This is a genomic window from Flavobacterium sp. 28YEA47A, from assembly GCF_041262125.1.
In the GTDB taxonomy this organism is placed as follows: domain Bacteria; phylum Bacteroidota; class Bacteroidia; order Flavobacteriales; family Flavobacteriaceae; genus Flavobacterium.
This window is the reverse complement of sequence record NZ_JBGCCI010000005.1, coordinates 89,962-114,540: the sequence shown is the minus strand read 5'-3', so window position 1 is coordinate 114,540 and position 24,579 is coordinate 89,962. Positions and strand designations below refer to the sequence as shown.

20 protein-coding genes are annotated in these 24,579 nt (G+C 36.6%); 12 read left to right on the top strand and 8 right to left on the bottom strand.

Annotated features, from left to right (window positions below):
* Positions 1-3 precede the first annotated feature (3 nt).
* The 4 genes from ABH942_RS08640 to ABH942_RS08625 all read left to right on the top strand — a co-directional run bounded on the left by ABH942_RS08640 (position 4) and on the right by ABH942_RS08625 (position 4,715).
* Positions 4-2,052: a S41 family peptidase gene (locus ABH942_RS08640; RefSeq protein ID WP_370031081.1), complete on the top strand. Its 2,049-nt coding sequence runs from the start codon at positions 4-6 to the stop codon at positions 2,050-2,052.
* A 7-nt stretch (positions 2,053-2,059) separates the two neighbouring features.
* The gene (locus tag ABH942_RS08635) at positions 2,060-3,094 is read left to right on the top strand and encodes a hypothetical protein (protein WP_370031080.1); all 1,035 of its coding nucleotides are present in this window, start codon (positions 2,060-2,062) and stop codon (positions 3,092-3,094) included.
* A 60-nt stretch (positions 3,095-3,154) separates the two neighbouring features.
* Positions 3,155-3,865 carry a YebC/PmpR family DNA-binding transcriptional regulator gene (locus ABH942_RS08630; RefSeq protein WP_370031078.1) on the top strand — a complete coding sequence of 237 codons (711 nt, stop codon included), beginning with the start codon at positions 3,155-3,157 and terminating at the stop codon, positions 3,863-3,865.
* Between the two features lie 103 nt (positions 3,866-3,968).
* Positions 3,969-4,715: a head GIN domain-containing protein gene (locus tag ABH942_RS08625; RefSeq protein ID WP_370031076.1), complete on the top strand. Its 747-nt coding sequence runs from the start codon at positions 3,969-3,971 to the stop codon at positions 4,713-4,715.
* 67 nt (positions 4,716-4,782) lie between these two features.
* Here ABH942_RS08625 and ABH942_RS08620 read toward each other — a convergent pair whose 3' ends face one another.
* Together ABH942_RS08620 and ABH942_RS08615 are read right to left on the bottom strand one after the other, a co-directional pair.
* Positions 4,783-5,823, bottom strand: a complete 1,041-nt coding sequence (locus tag ABH942_RS08620) for a PLP-dependent cysteine synthase family protein (protein ID WP_370031074.1) — start codon at positions 5,821-5,823, stop codon at positions 4,783-4,785.
* Between the two features lie 78 nt (positions 5,824-5,901).
* Positions 5,902-7,962: a S9 family peptidase gene (locus ABH942_RS08615; RefSeq protein WP_370031072.1), complete on the bottom strand. Its 2,061-nt coding sequence runs from the start codon at positions 7,960-7,962 to the stop codon at positions 5,902-5,904.
* Positions 7,963-8,107: 145 nt separating this feature from the next.
* Here ABH942_RS08615 and ABH942_RS08610 point away from each other — a divergent pair, with 145 nt between their 5' ends.
* Positions 8,108-8,431: a YbaB/EbfC family nucleoid-associated protein gene (locus ABH942_RS08610; RefSeq protein WP_370031070.1), complete on the top strand. Its 324-nt coding sequence runs from the start codon at positions 8,108-8,110 to the stop codon at positions 8,429-8,431.
* A gap of 61 nt (positions 8,432-8,492) precedes the next feature.
* Here ABH942_RS08610 and ABH942_RS08605 read toward each other — a convergent pair whose 3' ends face one another.
* The gene (locus ABH942_RS08605; protein WP_370031068.1) at positions 8,493-9,518 is read right to left on the bottom strand and encodes a low specificity L-threonine aldolase; all 1,026 of its coding nucleotides are present in this window, start codon (positions 9,516-9,518) and stop codon (positions 8,493-8,495) included.
* A 48-nt stretch (positions 9,519-9,566) separates the two neighbouring features.
* Here ABH942_RS08605 and prfB point away from each other — a divergent pair.
* A protein-coding gene (gene prfB / locus ABH942_RS08600; protein WP_370031066.1) for a peptide chain release factor 2 occupies positions 9,567-10,665 on the top strand; the annotation gives its coding sequence in 2 pieces (ribosomal slippage) (positions 9,567-9,629 and positions 9,631-10,665; 1,098 coding nt in all).
* Between the two features lie 209 nt (positions 10,666-10,874).
* Entirely contained in the window at positions 10,875-12,101 is a 1,227-nt protein-coding gene (locus tag ABH942_RS08595; protein ID WP_370031064.1) for an ATP-binding protein, read from the top strand.
* 96 nt (positions 12,102-12,197) lie between these two features.
* Here the strand turns inward: ABH942_RS08595 and ABH942_RS08590 are convergent, their stop codons facing one another.
* From ABH942_RS08590 to ABH942_RS08580, 3 genes are all read right to left on the bottom strand, one after another.
* Complete coding sequence (locus ABH942_RS08590) at positions 12,198-12,965, bottom strand: dienelactone hydrolase family protein (RefSeq protein WP_370031062.1); 768 nt, start codon at positions 12,963-12,965, stop codon at positions 12,198-12,200.
* Positions 12,966-13,067: 102 nt separating this feature from the next.
* Complete coding sequence (locus tag ABH942_RS08585; RefSeq protein WP_370031060.1) at positions 13,068-14,351, bottom strand: anion permease; 1,284 nt, start codon at positions 14,349-14,351, stop codon at positions 13,068-13,070.
* Positions 14,352-14,374: 23 nt separating this feature from the next.
* Positions 14,375-15,019: a DUF47 domain-containing protein gene (locus ABH942_RS08580; RefSeq protein WP_140000167.1), complete on the bottom strand. Its 645-nt coding sequence runs from the start codon at positions 15,017-15,019 to the stop codon at positions 14,375-14,377.
* A gap of 195 nt (positions 15,020-15,214) precedes the next feature.
* On the opposite strand from ABH942_RS08580, the gene ABH942_RS08575 reads away from it, so the two are divergent.
* The 3 genes from ABH942_RS08575 to ABH942_RS08565 are packed head-to-tail and all read left to right on the top strand — an operon-like array spanning position 15,215 to position 19,156.
* On the top strand, positions 15,215-16,843 hold the full coding sequence (locus tag ABH942_RS08575) for an acyl-CoA carboxylase subunit beta (protein WP_370031057.1): 1,629 nt from the start codon (positions 15,215-15,217) through the stop codon (positions 16,841-16,843).
* Positions 16,844-16,852: 9 nt separating this feature from the next.
* A complete protein-coding gene (locus tag ABH942_RS08570; protein WP_370031055.1) occupies positions 16,853-17,521 on the top strand; it encodes a class I SAM-dependent methyltransferase in 669 nt (222 codons plus the stop codon).
* Positions 17,522-17,539: 18 nt separating this feature from the next.
* Positions 17,540-19,156 carry a M1 family metallopeptidase gene (locus ABH942_RS08565; RefSeq protein WP_370031053.1) on the top strand — a complete coding sequence of 539 codons (1,617 nt, stop codon included), beginning with the start codon at positions 17,540-17,542 and terminating at the stop codon, positions 19,154-19,156.
* 25 nt (positions 19,157-19,181) lie between these two features.
* Here the strand turns inward: ABH942_RS08565 and ABH942_RS08560 are convergent, their stop codons facing one another.
* On the bottom strand, positions 19,182-20,228 hold the full coding sequence (locus tag ABH942_RS08560; protein WP_370031051.1) for an AMP-binding protein: 1,047 nt from the start codon (positions 20,226-20,228) through the stop codon (positions 19,182-19,184).
* The gene (locus tag ABH942_RS08555; protein WP_370031050.1) at positions 20,206-21,195 is read right to left on the bottom strand and encodes a lysostaphin resistance A-like protein; all 990 of its coding nucleotides are present in this window, start codon (positions 21,193-21,195) and stop codon (positions 20,206-20,208) included. Before ABH942_RS08555 ends, ABH942_RS08560 begins: the two co-directional genes overlap by 23 nt.
* Positions 21,196-21,312: 117 nt before the next feature.
* Between ABH942_RS08555 and arsC the strand changes: the two genes are divergently transcribed.
* A complete protein-coding gene (gene arsC, locus ABH942_RS08550) occupies positions 21,313-21,654 on the top strand; it encodes an arsenate reductase (glutaredoxin) (protein WP_370031048.1) in 342 nt (113 codons plus the stop codon).
* Positions 21,655-21,752: 98 nt separating this feature from the next.
* Positions 21,753-24,233 carry a TonB-dependent receptor domain-containing protein gene (locus tag ABH942_RS08545; protein ID WP_370031046.1) on the top strand — a complete coding sequence of 827 codons (2,481 nt, stop codon included), beginning with the start codon at positions 21,753-21,755 and terminating at the stop codon, positions 24,231-24,233.
* Positions 24,234-24,579: the final 346 nt, after the last annotated feature.

Sequence of the window (24,579 nt, the reverse complement as noted above, 5' to 3'; positions counted from 1 at the left end):
TATATGAATAGAATTTTGCTGTTTTTACTGCTTGTTACTTTTACATCTTATTCACAAGATAGTGGTAAATCCTGCGATGTTCTTATAAAAATAAACAAGCTCATACAACGTGAGCATTTCAATCCTAAACCGGTAGATGATAGTCTATCGGTTTATGTTTTTGAAGCATTGATGAATGAATTAGATACTGACAAAAACATCTTTCTGAAAACAGAATATGATTACCTGTCAAAGTACAAGTTCAAATTTGATGATTATATTGCCAGTAACGACTGTTCCTTTTTCGAAGATTTCGCCAAAACATACAAAGCAGCTTTAGAAAGAAGCAAACTGGCTATCGAAAAATTGCAAAAGGAAAAACTGGATTACAATACAAACGACACTATTCGCTTTACAAAAAAGAATTTTCCTTTTTACGTAAAAGCTGAAGATGTTGAAAAGGTATTTGCAAAAAGACTGCGTTTTGATATTTTGGAAGATATTGCCAAAACCAGTAAAAACTATGATTCCCTAAAGCAGAACTTTGCAAGCATAGAAAAAAAATCAAGAGAAAAGATTTTTGAAACTGCCTTATGCAGAATTACCAACCGATTGGATTCTAAAGAAGGTATTGAAAAGAATATCAGAAGCAGCTTTTATTCTATCTTCTGTTCCTATTTCGATCCGCATACCTCCTACTTTTCATACGACACCAAATCATCTTTCCTTTCGGAGCTTTCAACCGACAATCTTTCATTGGGAATGTATGTCAGCCTGAATGAGAACGAAGAATTAATTGTTCAGGAAATCGTTCCGGGTGGCCCCGCTGCACGAACCGAAATCATTGAAAAAGGAGATCAGGTAATCAAAGTATCTCCTAAAAAAGGTGAAGAACTTCTTGTTTCCTGCAGTTCGCTGGAAACCATTGGAAGTATCATCTTTTCAGATACGCATAAAGAAATTACGCTTTCTCTTAAAAAGAAAAACGGGACACTCTATGATGTCACGCTACAGAAAAAAATAATGAAGGCCGACGATCATGCGGCCTACAGCTATATTGTATCAAAAGGTGGTACTCGTATCGGATATATTAATATTCCTAGCTTTTATACCGATTTTGACAGAAATACGGTGCAAGGGATCTCAGATGATGTTGCCAAAGAAATTTTAAAGCTAAAAAAAGACAATGTAGAAGGACTGATATTGGATTTGCAAGATGATGGCGGCGGTTCTATGGAAGAAGCCATAAAACTTTCGGGAATGTTTATCGATGCCGGGCCTATATCGGTTTTAGTCAATAATAAAAAAGAACAAAAAATCATCAAGGATTTCAATCGCGGTTTGGTGTACAGTGGCCCAATCGTTGTACTTGTGAATGGAAATTCTGCTTCTGCAAGCGAGTTTTTTGCTTCTGTAATGCAAGATTACAACAGAGCAATTATTATAGGTGCCACTACATTAGGCAAAGCTTCTATGCAGCAAATTCTTCCAATTGAAAATGGGAATGAACAGGATTTTGTGAAACTAACGATTGAGAAATTCTATAGAATTACAGGAAAGAGCCACCAGCTAACCGGAGTTGTTCCCGATGTAGCAATTCCTACCCTATATGATGGCATCATTTCAAGAGAAAAGAGCAGCAAAACTGCATTAAAAAATGATGTCATTTCTACAAAAGCCAAATTCATTCCTTATTCAAGAGGCGATTTTGAAATCTTAATTGCACAAAGCAAAAAAAGAATCAGCAACAATGCTTATTTTAAAGAAATAAACGCCCTGAACACTAAAATCAATTCCATTTATAATTCTCCAAAAGACCCAATATTGCTCAATTTTGAAAGTATATTCAAAGATGTACACAGTATTGATACGGTTTTTGATACTGTAAAAAAACTTGTCGAGACACCTGCTAATTTTGAAATTGCAAATACCTCTTACGAAAAGGAAATTTTAAAATTTGACGAATTCCAAAAAAGCATCAGTGAATACCGAATTAAGGATTTAAAGACGAATACTTATGTCATGGAAGGCATCAACATAATTTCCGATTACTATGCTTCGAAAAAAGACTAGCCTTTCCATGAAAAAAATAATCTTCGCCATTTTCACCTTATTTATTGTAACCATAGCCAAATCTCAGGGTTTTAAAACGCCAATTGACTATCTGAACTTCATAGGAAAAGGATCTGCTGTCATTTCAAGAAATACGTGGAATTATACAAAAGCTGTCGCCCATAGTAAAAGTGCCAGAAAAATTGATGCATCCCGAAAGACTTTGCTCAAATCAATACAGAATGCTTCCAAAAAAATAGGCGGACTAAAAAATGGCTATAGAGGCGATACGGAATACCGTGACCAGTTCCTGTCCTATTTGTCCATTTCGGAAAAATACATCAATGACGAATACGAGAAAATCATTGATATGCAGGAAGTTGCTGAAGAGTCTTATGATTTCATGGAAGCCTATATCATGGCCCGTGACCTGGTTAACGAAAAAATCAATGATGAAGTCGAAAAACTCAATACGAACCAGAAACTTTTTGGAAAAAAATACAATATCCAGATTACCGATAATAATTCTGACTTGAGTAAAAAAATGAGGGCTTCCAATGCCGTATTCAAATACCATACGGAAATATTCCTTATTTTTTTCAAAGCGAATGTAACCGATATCAATTTAATGAAATCGATTGAACAAAAAGACCTGAATGCCATACAACAACAGGCTTCTTCATTAGAATTATATGCCAATGAAGGTCTTGAAAAATTAAAAACAACAGCACCTTTTAATAAAGATGCGAGTTTAATCACTGCTACTAAAAAAGCGCTTGAATTTTACAAAAAAGAAGCTATCGAGCTGACTCCAAAAGTAATTTCGTTTCTGATGCTGAATCAACAGTTGGAAGACACTAAAGAGGCTTTGGAGAAAAAACCGGAAAAACACAGAACAAAGCAGGAAATTGATAATCTCAATAATCTCGTGAAGTCCGTAAATAATGAAATCAGCGAATATAATAAGCTGAATTCATTATTTTACCAGAACAAAGTTGCCGTTAATATGGAATGGGAACAAACCGGAGAACAATTTATTTCAAAACATGTTCCAAAAGATTAAAATAGATTTGAAATAAAAAAGGATAAAACTTATTTTTGCAACGTATAAAAAAATTTAGAAATGGGAAGAGCGTTTGAGTTCAGAAAAAATAGAAAAATGAAGCGCTGGTCAGCAATGGCTAAAGCATTTACAAGAATTGGAAAAGATATCGTAATGGCGGTTAAGGAAGGCGGCCCTAATCCTGAATCGAATTCAAGATTAAGAGCTGTCATGCAAAATGCCAAAGCTGTAAATATGCCGAAAGACAATGTCGAAAGAGCTATTAAAAAAGCAACCGACAAAGACACGGCAAATTATAAAGAGGTATTGTTTGAAGGCTATGCTCCACACGGAATTGCAATTCTTATTGAGACAGCAACAGACAATAATAACAGGACTGTAGCCAACATCAGAAGTTATTTCAACAAATGTAATGGAACTATGGGAACCCAAGGCTCCGTAGAATTTATGTTTGACCATACCTGCAACTTCAGAATTCCTGCAGAGGGTATCGATATTGAAGAAATGGAATTGGAATTCATCGATTTTGGTGCAGAAGAAATTTTTGCCGATGAAGACGGCATTTTGATTTATGCTCCTTTTGAGAGTTTTGGTGCTATCCAAAAAGAATTGGAAAACAGAGGTATTGAAATTCTTTCTTCCGGATTTGAAAGAATTCCGCAGGTAACTAAAAAACTTACGGAAGATCAAGTCGCTGACGTGGAAAAACTATTGGAAAAAATCGAAGAGGATGATGACGTTCAAAACGTTTATCATACAATGGAAGAATAATCGCAGAATTATATTTTCACCTAAAAACTCCTGAAAATTCAGGAGTTTTTTTATTTATAGGATATTCTTTAAATTTACATTTCAATCATTAAAATATATCATCATGAAAAAAACACAATTCTTATTGCTATTCGGTTTATTCTTTATAGCAGTAGCAAATTCCCAAACCAAAACAGAAAGCAGAACTGTTGGTACTTTTTCTAAAATTGAATCCAAAGGTTCTTCAAAAATCATCCTAGTTTCTGGCAACACGAATACGCTTACTGTTGTAGGTGATGAAGCTGCTCTAAAAAATCTAGTGACAGAAGTAAAAGGAAACACATTGAAAATCTATTCTGGAGGATCAAAAAAAATAAGCTTTAATGGAAGCGTGACCATAACAGTTCCTTTCAAACAATTAGATGAAGTAAGCATATCTGGTTCTGGAAGTATCAAATCTGATGCTGCTATCAAATCTAGTAATTTTGTTGCTTCTGTAAGCGGTTCCGGTAAAATTGACTTAGATAAAGTAGACGCTGAATCAGCTTCTGTAAAAGTGGACGGGTCTGGAAAAATTGAACTGAATCTAAATACCGGCATAGCTAAGGCTGAAATCAACGGTTCCGGACAAATAGAACTGGACGGAAAAGCGAATGTCCTTTCAGGAAGCATTCATGGTTCTGGTAGTTTAGATGCTTCTGATTTTACTTCGGTAGCTACAGATGTTAGCATATCTGGTTCTGGCTATGTCAAAACAAATACAACAAAAGATCTTTCTGCCAATATCCAGGGTTCAGGAAGCGTAAAATATAAAGGCGACCCATCTATCAAGAAAAACATCAGCGGTTCAGGAAAAGTAACCAAAGGCTAATCTTTGAACTATTCAAAATAAAAAACTCCAGATATTTCTGGAGTTTTTTTATGCTTTATAAAATTGGTTATTTTATGAATTCTATTTTCTGTGCTTCTTCAACATTAACGCTGTCGAAGAACCCTTGTTCGTTCATCCAGTCATCGCTAAATACTTTACTCATGTATCTTGAACCGTGATCAGGGAAAATAGCAATTACGTTGCTGTCTTTATCAAATTCGCCTTCTTCAGCATATTGTTTGATCGCCTGAAGAACAGCTCCCGAAGTATATCCTACAAACAAGCCTTCTTTTTTGGCTATTTCTCTTGTAGCATGTGCACTCTCTTCGTCGGTTACTTTTATGAATTTATCAATAGAATCAAAGTCGGTTGCAGTAGGGATTAAATTTTTTCCCAAGCCTTCAATTCTGTATGGGTAGATTTCATTAGCATCAAATTCTTTTGTCTCGTGGTATTTTTTCAATACAGAACCAAAAGCATCAACTCCTAATATTCTAATGTTTGGATTTTTTTCTTTAAGAAATTTTGCAGCTCCTGAGATAGTTCCTCCAGTTCCGCTGCAGGCAATTAAATGCGTAATTTTTCCGTTGGTTTGCTCCCAGATTTCAGGCCCGGTTGTTTTGTAATGAGCATCAATATTTAGTTGGTTGAAATATTGGTTGATGTAAACTGACCCTTTTGTTTCTTCGTGAAGTCTTTTTGCAACGTTGTAGTAGGATCTTTCATCGTCTGCTGAAACGTGGGCAGGGCAAACATACACCTTAGCTCCCATACTTCTCAGCATATCTATTTTATCTCTCGATGATTTCGAACTTACTGCCAAAATACAGTTGTAGCCTTTTATAATGCTCACCATTGCAATGCTGAATCCCGTATTTCCTGATGTCGTCTCAATTATTGTATCACCTGGCGACAAAATCCCCTGTCTTTCAGCTTCCTCTATAATGTATAATGCAATTCTATCTTTAGTGGAGTGCCCTGGATTAAAAGCTTCTACTTTTGCGTAGAAATTACCTTCTATATTTTCTGTGACTTTATTGAGCTTAATAAGTGGGGTGTTACCTATTAATTCCAATACGTTATTATAAGCTTTTATTTCTTCTTTCATAAAAAAATAGTTAATCAAGGCAACTCATTGACTTTTTATTGACCTCAAATCCTTGCAAATTTAACAAAAAAAATCTAATTAGTTTTCAATTCCTTCTAAATCTAACAAAAAACTAAATTCCTTAGCTAATTCTTTCAATGCTTCAAACCTACCTGATGCGCCTCCGTGCCCCGCATCCATGTTAGTATCAAGGAATAACAAATTTTTGTCGGTCTTCAATGCTCTCAATTTGGCAACCCATTTGGCCGGTTCCCAATATTGCACCTGAGAATCATGAAGTCCGGTTGATACATACATATTTGGGTAATTCTGCGCTTTGACATTATCATAAGGCGAATAAGATTTCATATAATCGTAATATTCTTTCTCGTTTGGATTTCCCCACTCATCATATTCTCCGGTAGTAAGCGGAATGGTATCATCCAACATGGTTGTCACAACATCTACAAAAGGAACCTGTGCGATAACACCATGATATAATTCAGGTGCCATGTTTACAACAGCTCCCATTAACAATCCACCCGCAGAACCGCCTTCAGCATAAAGATGTTCAGGACTAGTAAATTTTTCTTTGATTACAAATTTTGAACAATCTACAAAATCTGTAAAGGTATTTTTTTTGTGAAGCAGCTTGCCATTTTCATACCATAATCTTCCCATATCTTCACCACCGCGAATATGGGCAATAGCATAAATAAATCCTCTATCTAATAGTGACAATCTGGTAGATGAAAAATAAGGGTCCATAGTAGCACCATAAGAACCGTAAGCATATAACAGCAATGGATTTTTGCCATCTTTTTTCATTCCTTTTCTATAAATCATAGAAATAGGAATTTTAGTGCCGTCTTGTGCAGTTGTCCAAACTCTTTCTTCTACATAATTTTTCTTATCAAATTTTCCTCCCAGAACCTCTTGCTCCTTCTTAACTTCTTTCTCTTTAGTCTTCATATTGAAATCGACTACAGAAGATGGAGTTCCAAGCGATTGATAGCTGTATCGTAAAATCTGTGTATCGAAGTCCGGATTTGTGGAAATATTGGCAGTGTAGGTTTCACTATCAAACGGAAGGTAATACTCTCCTTTTCCATTCCAAGGCATAATCCTTATCTTGTTTAATCCGTTGGAACGTTCTCCAATAACCAAATAATCTTTAAAAATTTCAATATCTTCCAACAGCACATCTTCGCGATGCGGAATCAAATCTTTCCAATTCTCTTGAGAAGTCGCTTTTTCAGGTGTTTTCATCAATTTAAAATTGGTTGCATTGTCTTTATTAGTCAGAATGTAAAAACTATCGCCATAATGAGCAATACTGTATTCCATTCCTCTCACTCTTGGCTGGAAAACCTTAAATTCCCCATCCGGATCATCTGCTAATAATGTTCTGAATTCAGTCGTCAAAGTACTTGAAGAACTGATTACGATATATTTTTTTGATTTTTCTTTACTTACAGAAACATTAAACGTATCATCTATTTCATCATAAATCAAAACATCTTGCGATTGCTTTCCGCCCAGTTTATGCTTAAAAATTTTATCAGAACGCAAGGTTTGTTTGTCTTGCTGGGTATAAAACAAGGTTTTATTATCATTAGCCCAGGTCGAACTACCTGTTGTATTTTCTATTTTATCAGCCAACAGCTTACCTGTTTGGAGATTTTTTACCTGAATCGTGTAAATTCTTCTTCCTATAATATCTTGCCCAAAAGAAGCATATTTATTATCCGGACTAATACTCAGTCCTCCTAAATGGAAATAAGTATGTCCTTTTGCTAATTCATTACAATCGAAAAGAATTTCTTCCTTAGCAGCAAGACTACCTTTTTTTCTGGAATAGATTGGATAATCCTTGCCCGTTTCAAAGCGTGTCATATACCAATAGCCATTAAGAAAATAAGGTACAGAAGAATCATCTTCTTTAACTCTGCCTTTCATTTCCTCAAACAGCAAACTTTTTAAACCTTTAGTATGAGCAGTCATCTCCTCATAGTATTGATTTTCACTATTCAAATAGTCAATGACATCTTTGTTTTGTCTGTCATTTAACCAAAAATAGTCGTCCATTCTTTTGTCGCCATGCTTTTCTAGCGTTTTAGGTATTTTTTTTGCTGTTGGTGGGGGTATTGTTATTGACATCTTACGAAATGTATTTTGCGAATATGAAGTTGCAAAAATAATACAAAGGCAACATAAAATTAATTTATTTTTCATCTAATTCTCCCTTGAATATAACTATGCAATTTAATAATTTAGCAATTACAAATCATAAAAATTATCAACAATGTTTGGAGACATAATGGGTATGATGGGCAAACTAAAAGAAACCCAGCAAAAAATAGAAGAAACTAAAAAAAGACTTGATTCTGTTTTAATTGACGAGCAAAGCAATGACGGGCTTTTGAAAGTTACGCTTACGGCTAACCGTACAGTAAAGTCAATCGATATCGATGACAGTTTATTAGAAGACAGAGAACAGCTTGAAGACTATCTTGTCTTAGTTATGAACAAAGCTATCCAAAAAGCTACTGCGGTAAACGAAGCAGAATTAGGTGCCGTAGCAAAAGACGGCATGCCTAATATTCCGGGTATGGATATGTTTAAATAGTTTAAGCTATAGGCTTTAAGCTGTATGCGATTGCATACAGCTTAAAGCCTACAGCCTACTGCTAAAAAGTTAGTTTTTGCAGCGTTTCGATAACATAAGTATGCATGACATCTCTATAGTCTAAATGCGTAACAATTCTGAGTTTGCCTTTGCCTAACGAGCTGATAAAGATATTTTTCTGTTTTAATTTTTCAATTACTATATCTTCATTATACTGTGGTTTTACAGCAAATATCAAGATATTGGTTTCCACAGGTTCAACGCTTTCTACCCAAGGTAATTGTTTAAGTATGTAGGCTAGTTCTTTTGCCTTATTGTGGTCCTCCTGCAAACGGCTGACATTATGTTTTAAAGCATAAATTCCAGCTCCAGCCAAATAACCTGCCTGACGCATTCCCCCGCCAAATATTTTTCTGATTCTTAAGGCGCGATCCATCGTTTCTTTATCGCCTAACAGTACCGAACCTACCGGTGCTCCTAGTCCTTTTGACAGGCAAACGGAAATTGTGTCGAACAATTCTCCAAAATGTTTTGGATTTTGTCTTTTTGCCACTAAGGCATTCCACAAACGGGCGCCATCCAAATGGTATTTCAGGTTATTTTCTTTGCAAACTTCTTTTATCCTGGCGAGTTCTTCTATTTCATAACAGGCTCCCCCACCCTTGTTTGTCGTGTTTTCTATGCTTACCAGACTGGTTAGCGGACTATGGTAAAAAGCCGGAGGATTGATAGATTCGACCACTTGTTCTGCCGTAATCATACCGCGTTTCCCATCCACCAAACAGCAGGAAACACCACTATTAAATGAGGCTCCTCCTCCTTCATAATGAAAAATATGTGACCATTTGTCGCAGATTATCTGCTCACCCGGATTGGTATGTAATTTTATTGCCGTTTGATTTGCCATAGTCCCCGAAGGAAAAAAAAGAGCGGCTTCCATCCCAAATATACTGGCGACCATCTCTTCCAATTCATTGACAGTCGGATCTTGCTTATATACATCATCACCTACTTTTGAACGAAACATCTGCTGTAGCATTTCATTTGTCGGTTTTGTTACCGTATCGCTTACTAAATTTATTTCCATAATATCAAAAGTATACCTTATTTTTGTGGGTATAAAAATATAAAATTTATGACAACTACCGAACAAATTAAAGGTATTGTGGAGCGCCTTGGTGCGTTAAGGAGGTATCTTTGACGTCGATAAGAAATTAATTGAAATTGCCAACGAAGAAGAAAAAACATTAGCTCCAGACTTTTGGAACAATCCAAAAGAAGCCGAAGCTCACGTTAAAATGCTGAGATCCAAAAAAAAATGGGTTGAAGATTATGACAAAGCGGTTTCTCTTGCCGATGAATTGCAATTAGCTTATGAGTTTTACAGGGAAGGCGAAATGACAGCCGAAGAACTGGACGAACAGTACAATCTGGCCAATACGCATATCGAAAACATCGAATTCAAAAATATGTTATCTGACGAAGGTGACTCTTTGAGTGCCGTCTTACAGATTACAGCAGGAGCCGGTGGAACAGAAAGTTGCGACTGGGCACAGATGCTAATGCGTATGTACATGATGTGGGGCGAAAAGAATGGCTATAAAATCAAAGAATTAAACTTCCAGGCTGGCGAGGTTGCCGGAATCAAGACCGTAACACTCGAGTTTGAAGGCGATTATTCTTTTGGTTATTTAAAAGGCGAAAATGGTGTACATCGACTGGTAAGGATTTCTCCTTTTGACAGTAATGGAAAACGCCATACTTCTTTTGCTTCAGTATATGTATATCCTTTGGCAGACGATACGATTGAAATTGAAATTAATCCTGCCGATATTTCATGGGAAACCATGCGTTCGAGCGGTGCCGGTGGACAGAACGTCAATAAGGTAGAAACTGCCGTACGACTTCGTCACCATCCGACAGGTATTATTATTGAGAATTCAGAAACCCGTTCTCAGTTGGATAATAAGACCAAAGCCATGCAGTTGCTGAAATCGCAATTGTACGAAATTGAATTAAAGAAGAAGCAAGCGCTGCGTGACGAGATTGAAGCCAAAAAAATGAAAATCGAATGGGGTTCACAAATACGAAACTACGTCATGCATCCGTATAAACTTGTAAAAGACGTAAGGACGGAATACGAAACCAGCGATGTGGAATCTGTAATGAATGGTGAAATCGATGAGTTCCTGAAATCATTTTTGATGATGATGGGACAAAAAGAAGAAGAATAGTCATATTAAAAAATAAAACGCGGATTATACCTCAAGAAGCTAATTTATTGGCTATGAGCTATAATTCGCGTTTTTGCATTTCCTTGTTTTTAATATTTTTTTAAGAAATTCTGGCTTTAGTGTAACAATTTCTACAAACAGATGTCCTATCTTTATCTAAGATTCTTAAATCTAAAATTAATTTTTAGATCCCGATCTGAGAAAATGACATGAATTACAATAAACCCATTTCCTATATTCCAAACAACGAAGCCCTAAGGCTTCAAAAACTCTATGATTATCAAGTTCTTGATACGCATTCTGAGGATACCTTTGACAAAATTGCCTTATTAGCTTCCCAGATATTCAATACCAAAAATGCTTTTGTAACTTTTGTTGATGAACATCGCGTTTACTTCAAGGCAAACATTGGTGATTTTCAGGCAACTGAAGTTTCCAGAGAAGACAGCTTGTGCTCGTTGGCAATCCTCGATGAAAAAATCACGGTATTTAACGACACCCATGCCATTCCGGATTTATTAGAAAATCGCTTTGTCAGCAGTCCAAACGGCATACGTTTTTATGCAGGAGCACCTTTGAAATCTCCTGAAGGTCATTCTGTCGGGACAGTTTGCGTTATCGACAGTGTTGCTAAAGAAGTTACGGAACATCAAATGGATATGCTTAGGACGCTTGCTGATATTGTTATCAATAAATTAGAAAGCAGATTACGCTACAATACGATTATTAAGTCGCAGAACGAACTCATGGGCATAGCCTTGCACGAAATCAAAAACCCATTGGCCTCCATAAGTCTTGCCAATGACATCTTACGACTTGACACTTCAAAAATGCCAAAGATGACCGACATGATTAAGCATAGTGTCGCTACCATCCAGAATAAACTGACCGATCTGCTCAAACTTTCAGAGGATGAAGAAAAAGAACAGCGACTTTCTATAGAAGAAGCCGATTTGAAAGAAATGCTGGATCGATTAATCAATAATTTTGAATTACTGGCCAACAAAAAGAACCAGATTATAGAATTGACAATTGAAGATTCGCTTCCGAGAATCAATATCGACAAGACAAAAATTTCAGACGTGCTTCATAATCTTTTGAGCAACGCTATCAAATATTCATACAGTAATACTACAATTAAGATTATCGCTAAAAAGATTGATGATTTTGTAGAAATCGAGTTTAAAGATCAGGGACAAGGATTAAATGACGAAGATGCAGACAAGCTTTTTAAAAAATTCGCGAAATTGAGTTCCAAACCAACAGGCAAAGAAAGCTCTAACGGTTTAGGATTATCGATCTGTAAATCATTTGTAGAATTACACAGGGGGCAAATTTTTGCAAAAAGTCCGGGTAAAGAATTGGGTACGTCGTTTTTTATCTCACTGCCGATTATCTACAAACAGGAAGAAACCGAAATCACACATCATCAATAAAACTCATACATTTTAACCTTTGCGGCTCTGCGGCTCTGCGTGAAATTATTGCTCGCAAAGACGCAGAGCCGCAAAGTTCCCATAATTCTTACTTTCTTACTTCAAGACTTCCTTTAAAAACAGCTTCATCGCTTCCCATGAACGCTTATCTGCCAATTCATTATAGGCAGCTCCTTTTGAATTATCGTTTCCGGCACTTTTTTCAGTAAACGCATGAACCGCATTGGCATAATAATTCATTTCCCAGTCGGATTTGGCTGTCCTCATTTCATTTTGGAAATCCTTAATTTCTTTTTCTGAAACATACGGATCATCAGCTCCATGCAGTACTAAAACTTTTGGCTGTATAGCTGCGATTTCACGAGAAACATCTCTGCTCAAACCTCCGTGAAATGACACCACTCCCCTAATTCTCATATTAGTTCGTGCCGCTTCCAATGCGCCGGTACCTCCAAAACAATATCCTATTACCACAATATTATCGGCATCAGCTCCTTGTTTTACCAATTCAGCCAAAGCGAGTGAAATCCTATTCTGGTATTCTTCAATATTTGTTTTATAATATCCGGCCTTAGCACTTGCTTCTTTTGCATCTTTTGGTCTTTGGTCTACTCCGTAAATATCTGCCACAAAAGCATAATATCCCATATCAGCCAACCTGGTTGCTGTTTCTTTAGAATGTTCATCAACGCCTTTCCAGGCAGGAAGAATAAGAACTCCCGGCTTATTTGCTAATGCTTTTTTGGGTACGGCAGAAAAACCGCTTAAAATTTGCGCATTATCTTTATAATCAACCTTTTTAAGTTGTGCCATAGCCATATTGGTTACCAGTATTGAAAGAATGATAAAGTCTCTTGTTTTCATATTTTTATTTTTATTAAAAATAATAATTTAGTTTCCAACATCAGGTTAAGAATCTGCTAAAAACAAAAAACCACTGCAAGCAGTGGTTTTTATATGATATTCTTAAAGGAATAAATTCAACAGATAATAAAACAAAGCTGCTAAAATTGCTGAAATTGGAATTGTAAGTACCCATGCCCAAATCAGGCTAACGGTAACTCCCCAACGAACTGCAGAAACACGTTTTGTCAAACCAACTCCGATTATCGAACCCGTAATCGTATGCGTTGTACTTACCGGTATTTTTAAATGCTCTGTAAAATATAAAGTCAAGGCTCCGGCAGTTTCCGCAGCAACTCCTTCAAATGAAGTTACTTTTGTAATTTTTGATCCCATGGTCTTAACGATTTTCCAACCACCACTCAACGTTCCGGCAGCTATCGCAGAATAACAGGCAAGCGGAATCCAGGCAGGCATATGGAAATCTCCTGTTTCATCAGGAAGTACCACATTCAACCATTCCGGCATACTTTCCTGCGGAAGACCATTAGTGTGGATATAAACAGCTACAGCCGCAGCAATAATACCCATTACTTTTTGCGAGTCATTTCCACCATGTCCCAAACTGAAGGCTGCAGATGAAAGAAGCTGCATCTTTTTTAACCATGATTCTGATTTACTATGGCTCATTCTGCTAAAGAATAAACAGAATGTACTCACAGACAATATAATAAATGCTACTAAAAACCACTTGATATTGTGTGCTTCAAAAACAACACTCCAAAAATGGGAGTCAAAACGCGGCTTTTTGATTTTTTCGTAAGGAACCATCTGAAAGGCAACAAAAACAATTGTAGCCAACATCAAAGAACCCGTAAATATTTTAGGATAAATACTTTTTTTAGATGAATTGAGAAGCCATATCGATATCAGATACGAGGCCAGTGCTCCAAGCAAGGGTGCGAGGACAATAAAGGCGATAATGATTACTACACCAGAAGGCATTCCACCACCACTTCCTGCTTTATACCAGGTAACTACATCAAAACCGGCATGAGCAATTGCAGCTCCGGCAAAACCACCAATCAAAGTATGTGAAGAACTGGAAGGAATTCCCAGCCACCAGGTCAATAAATTCCAACATATTGCGGCTATGATTCCCGCTAAAATAACCGTCAGGTTAATTTCCATCGTATTGGCTGTTTTTGCCACGGTATCAGCGACACCAAATCCAAAAACCCAATACGCCAAGAAGTTAAAGAACGCAGCCCAAACAACTGCCTGGAATGGAGTAAGCACTTTTGTCGCAACAATAGTTGCAATCGCGTTCGCTGCATCGTGGAAACCATTGATATAATCAAAGATTAATGCAAGAACGATTATGACAATTAATATTGTAAAATCCATAAAATTGTTGAGTCAAAAATGATTTAGGAGTGCTTAACTACCACAGATTCAAGAACGTTTGCTACGCTTTTACATTTATCAGATGCTGATTCAAGTGCAGACAAAACTTCTTTATACTTGATGATATTTTTAGCATCAGTCTCATTTTCAAAAATATCAGCAACCGCTTTATCAAAAACGTTATCTGCCTTGCTTTCTAACTTATTAATCTTTTTGCAGGCATCAGCAATAGCCTTAAGATTTTTCAAATCTTTCAACTCTTTTATTGCCGCACCAATATGCTGGCAGGCTTCCAAGTTGATTTCTGTTAATTTACGAATCGATTTCGTGATTTTTTCTACCTGATACAAACGCATTCTACTAGCAGCACCGTGCATATAATCCGCCACATCATCCATTGACTTTACCAAAGCAAAAATATCTTCGCGATCAAATGGAGTAATAAAGTTTCTGCTTAGCTCTAAGTGAGTTTTATGTGTAATTTCCTCAATAATAGCTTCTAGCTCTTCAATTTTTCTGAAATAGTTCTCTCTTTCTAACTTTGGTGCATTTACCGCTTCGTGCAAAGTTTCTGCCAATAAGATTAAATTTTGTGATGCTTGTTCGAAAAGAGGGAAGAACTTTTTATCTTTAGGAACTAAAAACTGGAAGATACTGTTTAAAGACATAGATTTGTTATTTAATGGTGCAAATGTATCCCTTTAATGTTAAGGCAACATTAATAAATCATAAATAAGGAGTTATTAAAATTTACGATTTCATAATATTAGACGGCACTTCCAGAAAGCCGATTTCTTTTTTATTGCAAACGTTTTCGTATTTTAGCAATCTCAAAAAAATAAGCAAAATACACTCTATACATTATGGATATCAACTTCAATAAAAACGAAGATCACAACAAACTTTTATTATCTGATTTAAAACAACGCTTCGCAAAAGTAAGATTAGGCGGAGGCGAAAAAAGAATAGAAAAATTACACGCAGAAGGTAAAATGACTGCCAGAGAAAGAATTGATTACCTTCTGGACCCTAAAAAAGAAAGTATTGAAATAGGCGCATTTGTAGGTGATGGAATGTACGCAGAACATGGCGGATGTCCATCTGGTGGTGTTGTAGTCAAAATAGGCTATATCAAAGGAAAACAATGTGTCGTAGTAGCTAATGATGCTACCGTAAAAGCCGGAGCCTGGTTCCCGATTACCGGAAAGAAAAACCTTCGCGCCCAGGAAATAGCAATGGAAAACAGACTGCCTATCATTTATTTGGTAGACAGTGCCGGAGTATACCTTCCAATGCAGGATGAAATTTTTCCAGACAAAGAACATTTCGGAAGAATCTTCAGAAATAACGCCATCATGAGCAGCATGGGTATTACGCAAATCGCTGCCGTTATGGGAAGCTGTGTTGCCGGAGGCGCTTACCTTCCTATTATGAGCGATGAAGCCTTAATCGTTGATAAAACCGGTAGTATTTTCTTAGCGGGAAGCTATTTGGTAAAAGCTGCCATAGGCGAAACTATTGACAACGAAACACTTGGCGGAGCAACAACGCATTGCGAAATTTCAGGTGTTACAGATTATAAGGCGAAAGATGATAAAGATGCTTTAGACAAAATAAAAAATATCGTAGATAAAATCGGTGACTACGACAAAGCTGGCTTCAGCAGAATACAACCTGAAAAACCTGCTTTAGACGAAAAAGAAATTTACGGTATTGTGCCTAAATCCAGATCGGAACAATACGATATGATGGAAATCATCAAACGTTTGGTCGATAATTCTGAATTTGAAGCGTATAAAGAAGGTTATGGCCAGACTATCATTACCGGTTATGCCAGAATAGACGGTTGGGCAGTAGGAATTGTAGCCAATCAACGTAAGGTTGTAAAATCCAAAAAAGGCGAAATGCAGTTTGGAGGCGTTATTTATTCCGATTCAGCTGACAAAGCCACTAGATTTATCGCAAATTGCAACCAAAAGAAAATCCCTTTGGTTTTCTTACAAGATGTGACTGGATTTATGGTTGGAAGTAAATCAGAACATGGTGGCATCATCAAAGACGGTGCAAAAATGGTAAACGCAGTTTCAAACTCTGTTGTGCCTAAATTTACGGTTGTTGTTGGAAACTCATATGGTGCAGGAAATTATGCCATGTGCGGAAAAGCCTATGACCCAAGATTGATCTTTGCATGGCCTAGTGCTGAATTGGCTGTAATGGGTGGTACTCAGGCAGCCAAAGTATTAATGCAGATTGAAGCATCATCACTAAAGGCAAAAGGTGAAGTAGTTGACGAAGCAAAAGAACAAGAACTTTTTGATAAGATAAAAGCGAAATACGATGCACAAGTATCTCCATATTATGCGGCTTCACGCTTATGGACAGATGCTGTTATTGATCCTATAGAAACCAGAACCTGGATATCCATGGGAATCGAAGCTGCCAACCATGCTCCAATAGAAAAGCAATTTAACCTGGGTGTAATTCAAGTCTAATTAGTCAACATGGGGAATCTTTCAGAAAAAGAACTTCAGGAACTTGCCGGACAATTGAGCCATCCGAATGGTGAAAGCGGCATACAGACAGCCTATAGTATGAATGTGGCAAACGACAACATGATTCGTCATGCCATAGATCAGGTTGATATAAAAGCGCATTCAACCATTTTAGAAATTGGACCCGGAAACGGAATCCATATCAAATATTTGTTTGAAAAAGAAGCTGATTTAAAATATTACGGTATTGATGTATCAGAACTGATGGTTGAAGAAGCCCTAAAACTCAATTCTGAATTTACAGCCTCCAAAAAAGCTGTTTTTGAGCTTACTGACGGAGAAAAGATATCACAACCAGATTCTTTCTTCAACAGTATCTTTACAGCCAATACTATCTATTTTTGGAAAAATCCTGAGGAATATCTAAACGAAATTTTTAGGGTATTACAACCAGACGGTACATTCATATTGGCTTTTATTCCAAAAGAAGTAATGGAAAAAATCCCTTTTTCAAAATACGGGTTCGAGCTTTATGATATGGAAAAGGCAAAAGCATTGCTTGAAACTTCCGGATTTAAGATTGACACCATCGTATCTGAAAAAGAAGAAGTCCTGAGCAATACCGGAGAAATAAAAATCCGCACCTTTACGATTATCAAATCCCGAAAACCACAGTAACCTCTCAAAACTTCCATAATGACGAGATACCTTCTTTTCTTTATTTGTTTGCTAGGGTTTCAGAAAAGCCTTGCTCAGCAATTCACCAGGAAAGACTCGCTTCGTGGTGGTTTTTCTTTTGAAAGAATATGTTATGATGTACAGCGTTATGACCTGAACATTACCATTAATCCGGAAGAAAAATCAATTAAGGGATACAATGACATTACTTTTAAAACTTTAAAAAGTACACAAAAAATCCAAGTCGATTTGTTCGAGAATATGAAAGTTGACAGTATTCTTTTTGAAGGCAAACCGTTACAATATAAAAGAGAATTCGATGCTGTTTTTATTGTTTTCCCAAAACCTTTAGTTGTTGACGGAACCGACAAAACCATACGTTTTTATTATTCAGGCAATCCTGAAATTGCAAAATATCCACCATGGGATGGTGGTTTTGTATTCAAGACTGATAGTCAAGGAAAACCATGGATTGGAGTTGCTGTACAGGGAACAGGCGCTAGCCTATGGTATCCTGTAAAAGATTCCCAAAGCGACGAACCTGATTTTGGCGCTACGATAAAAGTTGCCGTTCCGGATGGATTAATGAATGTTTCCAATGGCAGGTTTAAAGGAAGTGAAAAGCTGAAAAATGGATATACACGTTGGGATTGGGAAGTAAAAAGTCCGATTAATAATTATGATATTACGGTCAATATAGCCAATTATGTCCATATCCATGACAGCCATAACGGATTGGATTTGGATTATTATGTTCTTCCTGAAAATGAAGAAAAAGCAAAAAAACATTTTGAAGAAGTAAAACCGATGCTGGATTGTTTCGAAGCTAAATTTGGCAAGTATCCATTTGCTGAAGACGGTTATAAATTAGTTGAAACTTCTTATTTAGGTATGGAACATCAAAGCGCTGTTGCTTATGGAAATAAATACCGAAAAGGTTATATGGGAAGTGATATTTCCGGCACAGGAATAGGCATGCTTTTCGATTATATTACCATCCATGAAAGCGGCCATGAATGGTTTGGAAACAGCATTACTTCAAAAGACATTGCAGATATGTGGATTCATGAAGGATTTACAACCTATTCAGAATCGGTGTTTGTAGAATGTGTTTATGGCTATGAAAAGGCTATGGAATATATTAATGGACAAAAAAATCGCGTTTCTAACAGAAGTGCAATTATTGGCAACTACGGTGTCAATCATAGAGGTTCTAACGATATGTATTATAAAGGAGCACTACTTCTGAATACGCTTCGCCATATTGTCAATGATGATCAAAAATGGTGGAAAATGCTTCTTAAATATTCCGAAACATACCGCCATAAGATTATCGATACCGAAACTGTCATTGCCTTTTTCAATACTGAAACGGGCCAAAACCTAACTCCAATTTTTGAACAATACCTTAAGTACAAAAATATTCCTGAATTAGAAGTAGTTTTCAAGAAGAAAGAAGTAAAATTCAGATGGATTACAGATGTATCTGATTTTAAAATGCCGGTTATTCTAAAGCAAGGCAACAAAGAAACCCGGCTTGAAGCAACCAATGAATGGAAAACCCAATCCATTAAAAATAATGAAACAGTAACGTTTGACGATTACAAATTTCTGATAAAAATAAAATACGATTAAAAAAAGCGCCTAATGGCGCTCTTTTTTATATACTGGATAAACTTTCTCTTCGTAATACTTTCCCTGTCGGTGTTTCTAAAAACTTCGGAATAAACAATACTACTTTTGGTTTTTCGTATTTGCCAAGCTCACCGAAAGCCTCATCATCAATTACATAGGGATCACCTTCTACGGCAAGAACCAGTTTCTCTCCTAGTTCTTCGTTTTCCTGTGAAGCTATAAAAAATCGACGGTCAATCTTATGTGATAATTTTTCTTCTATCTGTTCTGGAAAAAGTTTTATTCCGCCACTGTTTATAACATTATCCATTCGGCCAAGCCAAATAAATTCATGGTCATTCAATACTTTAACGACATCATTCGTCACAACTACTTCTTCTGAAATTGCCGGTGCATTTACGACCAAACAACTTCTTTCGTCTTCAGCAACCTTTATGCCCGGCAAAACCTGAAAGGCTTCCTCTCCTACTCTTTTAGCGGCTATATGCGTAATGGTTTCTGTCATACCATAGGTCTCATAAATCGCTGTAGGGATTTTTTTGAGTTCCTCAGCCAAAGCAGAACTAACTTTGGCACCACCAATAATCAGTTTTTTTACCTGTCCGAGCTTATCTAATGAATGTTGCGCCTGAATCGGAACCATAGCAGCAAAATCATAAGTTTCCTCGTTTCTTTCTAAAGGCGTTGAAGTAGGTTCTACAAAGTCTATATCCAGCCCTAAAATAAAAGCTCTGACAAACATCATCTTTCCTGCTACATATTTTGCCGGAAGACAATGAAGCACCTTATTACCTGGAACCAATTCAAAAAAGTCTCCGGTAGCTAAGGCCGAATTTACCATAGCCTGTTTGCTAATTCTTATTTTTTTGGGAGTTCCGGTGGTTCCTGAAGTCGTCATTTCGATATAGTCTTTCTCATCAAACCAATCCAATAAAAAAGCACCAACCGGTCTTTCAAAGGCTTCACCTTCTTTTATGAAACTATAGGCGACACGGCATAAATCATCTCTGTCTAAGTGAAAGCCATTCAGCTTAAAACGGTTGTGTACATTATAATAGGTTGGATTGTCCATCGTTTTTTTCAAATTGATTATTGTGGTAGGTGTTCTCTGTTATTGGGCTATCCGGAATGGTTCCGGTCAATTTCTCTTTCCAATTATTCCATTGGTACTTCTTACTAAAGATAAATAAAAGAATTGGAAAAAGTATAAAAACAGGAAGTAAAACATCAAATCCCGCTGCAGGTTCTGAATGGTCTTTTAAAATGGAATGCGTCTGAAAAACCGACCAGTCTGATGTTAAGAGCAGAGCTCCGATTAAATTATTCGCAGCATGGAATCCAAGTGACAATTCAATACCATCATCCATCAATGTCAAAATACCTAGAAATAAACCTGTACCTATATAATATATCATAATAATATAGCCCATTTTTTCAACTTCCGGGTTCATGATGTGGAGCAGTCCAAAAATTAGGGAAGTCATTAGCAATGGGAACCATTTGTTTTTTGCCAAAAGTGCAAAACCTTGCATAAGATAGCCTCTAAAAATATACTCTTCGGTACTGGTCTGTAACGGTATCAGGGCAATAGCGATAATAGCCAGTATGGCAAAGGGAACCGGCTTAAAATTAACTTCATAATCCTGTGGTGAAACATAATAGGCAACTATAGTCATGACAATCATAATCGTTGCCCAAAGCCCAAACGAAAAGAAAAAGCGTTTCCAATCCATTTTTGGTCGTGAAGTAGTTACTTCAATAAATTTCTGCTGATGCAAATATTTCACAACAAAAAACAAGGCCAACAAAGCAACTATAAATGAAATCATCATCAGGAAAAGCGTCAGGTTCGAATCAAGAGAGGTTAACAACTCAGTCTGATCGGTTGGAAAACCCTTGTTTTCTTCAAAAGATTTTATTCCGACAGCAATTATAAGCGGAAATTGCCCCAGTGTAGAAGCAATGATTACTATAATCGAGCCTATAATATATCTCCCAAATGTATTCCCTTTACTCTTAAAGCCTTGAGCTATAAACATATCTTCAGTTTTAGTTTAGTATATTATTCGTCCTCTAATTTATTCAATTGTTATGATATAATCATCTATTTTTAAATTGCATTTCTTTTCTTTGCGGTTTATTTAAATCTGAACACTATGATTACGATATATCACAATCCTCGATGCGGAAAATCAAGAGAAGGGCTTAGCCTGCTTGAAAAATCCGGAAAAGAGTTTAAAGTTATCCAATATCTTAAAGAAGTTCCTACAACCGAAGAACTCAAATCCATTATAAAACTTTTGAAAATATCACCTATTGAACTGGTACGCCAAAAGGAAGAAATCTGGATACAAAACTTTAAAGGCAAAACATTATCTGATGAAGAAATTATCAAAATAATGGTTGAAAATCCAATTCTGATTGAAAGGCCAATCGTGATTAATGGCAAAACAGCCACCATAGGCCGACCACCAGAAAAAATACTGGAAATTCTCTAAGAAAGCCAAATAGTTTTATTTAACAAACCTTTATGAAATCAGGCTTAAACCAAAGCCTACTTTTGCTGTCTTAAGCTAAATAATCAACATTCTAGTTAATGAAAAATCTAAAATTTGCAATAACCCTCCTATTGCTATCCGTTTCACTTCTCAGCTACGCACAGGAAAGGCCGCAGGCTAAAAAAGTAAAAATCACAGGTAAAATTACCGAAAAGTCAACTTCTCAACCTTTGGGATATGCTACGGTAACGCTACAAAACTCCAGGCGTCCCGATGTTATAACCGGAGGAATGACTGACGAGAATGGTGAGTTTTCAATAGAAGCAAATGCAGGTACTTATGATGTGAAGTTTGAATTCATTTCCTTCAAACCAATCGAAATAAAACAGCTGGCCATACAGGAGGATAAAAATTTTGGAACGATTGCTTTAGAAGCTGAAGCCGAAATGCTTGATGCTGTTGAAATTCGTGCAGAACGTTCGACTGTAGAAATCAAACTAGATAAAAAAGTATATAACGTGGGACAGGATATGATTGTCAAGGGCGGAACCATAAGCGATGTTTTAGACAACGTTCCTTCTGTTTCTGTTGACGTTGAAGGAAATGTAAGTCTTCGTGGTAATGAAAACGTGAGAATTTTGATTGATGGAAAACCTTCCGGTTTAGCAGGTATCAATATTGCAGATGCTTTAAAAATGCTTCCTGCTGATGCTGTAGATAAAGTAGAAGTTATTACGAATCCTTCTGCCAGATACGATGCTGAAGGTGGTGCCGGTATTCTTAACATCATCCTGAAAAAAGGAAAAAATCAAGGTATTAACGGTACGGTGACCGCTACAACCGGAGATCCTGCCAATCACGGATTTACCGGAACGATTAATTATAAAACGGAACAATTCAACCTTTTCACTACACAAGGATATAGCTACAGAAAAGGGCCTGGGAACTCTATGACAGATACGGAATATCTGGATGAAAACGGAGATATTACAGGTTACTTAAAAGAAAGAAGAAACAACGAAAGATTGAGCAAAAGTTACAATGGAGTCTTCGGTGTGGAATGGTATCTGGACAAATCGACTACTTGGACAAATACTTTATCATATAGAAGAAGTTCTGGCGAGAACCCGGATAATGTTTTCCAATACCGATATGATCCAGCGATGAATCTGCAAAGTATCACCAACCGATTCAATATGGAGTCTGAAAAAGATGAAAACGTTGATTTCTCTTCAAATTTCATCAAAAAATTCAAAAAAGATGGACATCAGTTAACCGTTGACCTTTCCTTTTCACAAAGTGACGACGATGAAAACTCAGATATTCCTAGTAGAAATGTATTGGATGGCACTGCAATAAGCGATCAAAGAACGGGTAACATCCAGAAACAAAACCGATCATTACTTCAGACAGATTATGTATTGCCAATTGGTGAAAAAAGCCAGTTTGAAGCCGGATATCGTGGAAATTTCAATAATCTTTTGACCGATTATTCTGTTGAGAATTTCAACTATGGATCAGGTGCCTGGGAAAATGATCCGCAGTTTACTAACACATTGGAATATAAAGAAAAAGTAAACGCGTTTTACAGCCAGTTTGGTACTAAGATCAACAGAATGTCCTATTTGGTAGGTTTGCGTTGGGAAGATTCTAATATCGATATCAACCAATTGACTCAAAACATATACAAGAACAAGAGATACAACAATTTCTTTCCAAGTGCATTCTTAACGTATGAATTCAATGAGAGCAGCAGTGCTTCGTTAAGCTACAGCCGTAGGATTTCAAGACCTCGTTCCCGTTCTATCAACCCGTTTTCGAGCTTATCGAGTAATATCAACCTATTTAGAGGTAATCCGGATTTAGATCCGTCAATGACTGATGCTCTTGATTTTGGCTATCTGAACAAATTTGGAAAACTGACTTTTAATACTTCCATGTATTTTAACAGAACAAAAGATGCTGTACAGTATGTAAGAAATACAGAAATCATCAATGGTATTTCTACTTTAGTAACTTCTCCGGTAAACGTTGGTTCTGAAGATCGTTTTGGTTTTGAATTTACGCTATCTTACAACCCATACAAATGGTGGAGATTGAACAGTAACTTCAACCTGTTCCGAAACCAGACTAAAGGAAATTATACATATACTGACTTATCCAACAATTCACAGACAATCGATTTCAGCAATACGGCTTATTCCTGGTTTGCCCGAATCAATTCAAAAATCAACCTTCCTTTGGGAATCGACTGGCAGGCCAACACTACTTACAATGCACCTCAAACCAATGCACAAGGAAGATCAAAAGGAATCATCAGTGCTAACATGGCGTTCAGCAAAGATGTATTGAAAGATAAAGGAACAGTTGCATTAAACGTAAATGACCTTTTCAATTCCAGAAAAAGAATTACAGAAACCAACCTGGCAACACAAAATGCCTATTCTGAAATGCAGTGGAGAGAAAGACAGATTACGCTTTCTTTTACTTACCGTTTCAACAAAAAGAAAAACGAAAGAGAAAAACAGCCTAAGAGAACCGACGGCGATAACGGCGGTGAAGAATATATGGGCGGATAATATAAAAGCCTCTGGCAACGGAGGCTTTTCCATAAAAAAAGGGAACCAAATTGGTTCCCTTTTTATTTTGAGTACAGATCTAACTGAACTACTCTTTCTTTTTGTTCTTTCTTTCTTTGTATCTCTCAAGAAGAGCACCGCCAATCCAATATGGAAGAAGGCTAACTAAAAAAATCATCAACCAGAAGCCGATGGTTAAAATAGTCAAGAAAAGTAAGAAACCTAAATACTGTTGAAATTCAAACATGTTTTCCGGAATTTTTTGAATACCTGTCAAAGATAGTTGTAATATTCATTTTGACCAATAAAAACAGCAAAAATAATTTTTAAATCATTTTTTAAACCT

Excerpts from the sequence above, each read along its gene's own strand:
- ABH942_RS08580 (WP_140000167.1), bottom strand. The coding sequence starts at position 15,019 with ATGTCTTTAAACAGTATCTTCCAGTTTTTAGTTCCTAAAGATAAAAAG.
- ABH942_RS08555 (WP_370031050.1), bottom strand. The coding sequence starts at position 21,195 with ATGTTTATAGCTCAAGGCTTTAAGAGTAAAGGGAATACATTTGGGAGA.
- ABH942_RS08615 (WP_370031072.1), bottom strand. The coding sequence starts at position 7,962 with ATGTCAATAACAATACCCCCACCAACAGCAAAAAAAATACCTAAAACG.
- ABH942_RS08610 (WP_370031070.1), top strand. The coding sequence starts at position 8,108 with ATGTTTGGAGACATAATGGGTATGATGGGCAAACTAAAAGAAACCCAG.
- arsC (WP_370031048.1), top strand. The coding sequence starts at position 21,313 with ATGATTACGATATATCACAATCCTCGATGCGGAAAATCAAGAGAAGGG.
- ABH942_RS08625 (WP_370031076.1), top strand. The coding sequence starts at position 3,969 with ATGAAAAAAACACAATTCTTATTGCTATTCGGTTTATTCTTTATAGCA.
- ABH942_RS08640 (WP_370031081.1), top strand. The coding sequence starts at position 4 with ATGAATAGAATTTTGCTGTTTTTACTGCTTGTTACTTTTACATCTTAT.
- ABH942_RS08635 (WP_370031080.1), top strand. The coding sequence starts at position 2,060 with ATGAAAAAAATAATCTTCGCCATTTTCACCTTATTTATTGTAACCATA.
- ABH942_RS08620 (WP_370031074.1), bottom strand. The coding sequence starts at position 5,823 with ATGAAAGAAGAAATAAAAGCTTATAATAACGTATTGGAATTAATAGGT.
- ABH942_RS08605 (WP_370031068.1), bottom strand. The coding sequence starts at position 9,518 with ATGGAAATAAATTTAGTAAGCGATACGGTAACAAAACCGACAAATGAA.
- ABH942_RS08565 (WP_370031053.1), top strand. The coding sequence starts at position 17,540 with ATGACGAGATACCTTCTTTTCTTTATTTGTTTGCTAGGGTTTCAGAAA.
- ABH942_RS08575 (WP_370031057.1), top strand. The coding sequence starts at position 15,215 with ATGGATATCAACTTCAATAAAAACGAAGATCACAACAAACTTTTATTA.
- ABH942_RS08585 (WP_370031060.1), bottom strand. The coding sequence starts at position 14,351 with ATGGATTTTACAATATTAATTGTCATAATCGTTCTTGCATTAATCTTT.
- ABH942_RS08590 (WP_370031062.1), bottom strand. The coding sequence starts at position 12,965 with ATGAAAACAAGAGACTTTATCATTCTTTCAATACTGGTAACCAATATG.
- ABH942_RS08545 (WP_370031046.1), top strand. The coding sequence starts at position 21,753 with ATGAAAAATCTAAAATTTGCAATAACCCTCCTATTGCTATCCGTTTCA.
- ABH942_RS08560 (WP_370031051.1), bottom strand. The coding sequence starts at position 20,228 with ATGGACAATCCAACCTATTATAATGTACACAACCGTTTTAAGCTGAAT.
- ABH942_RS08570 (WP_370031055.1), top strand. The coding sequence starts at position 16,853 with ATGGGGAATCTTTCAGAAAAAGAACTTCAGGAACTTGCCGGACAATTG.
- ABH942_RS08630 (WP_370031078.1), top strand. The coding sequence starts at position 3,155 with ATGGGAAGAGCGTTTGAGTTCAGAAAAAATAGAAAAATGAAGCGCTGG.
- ABH942_RS08595 (WP_370031064.1), top strand. The coding sequence starts at position 10,875 with ATGAATTACAATAAACCCATTTCCTATATTCCAAACAACGAAGCCCTA.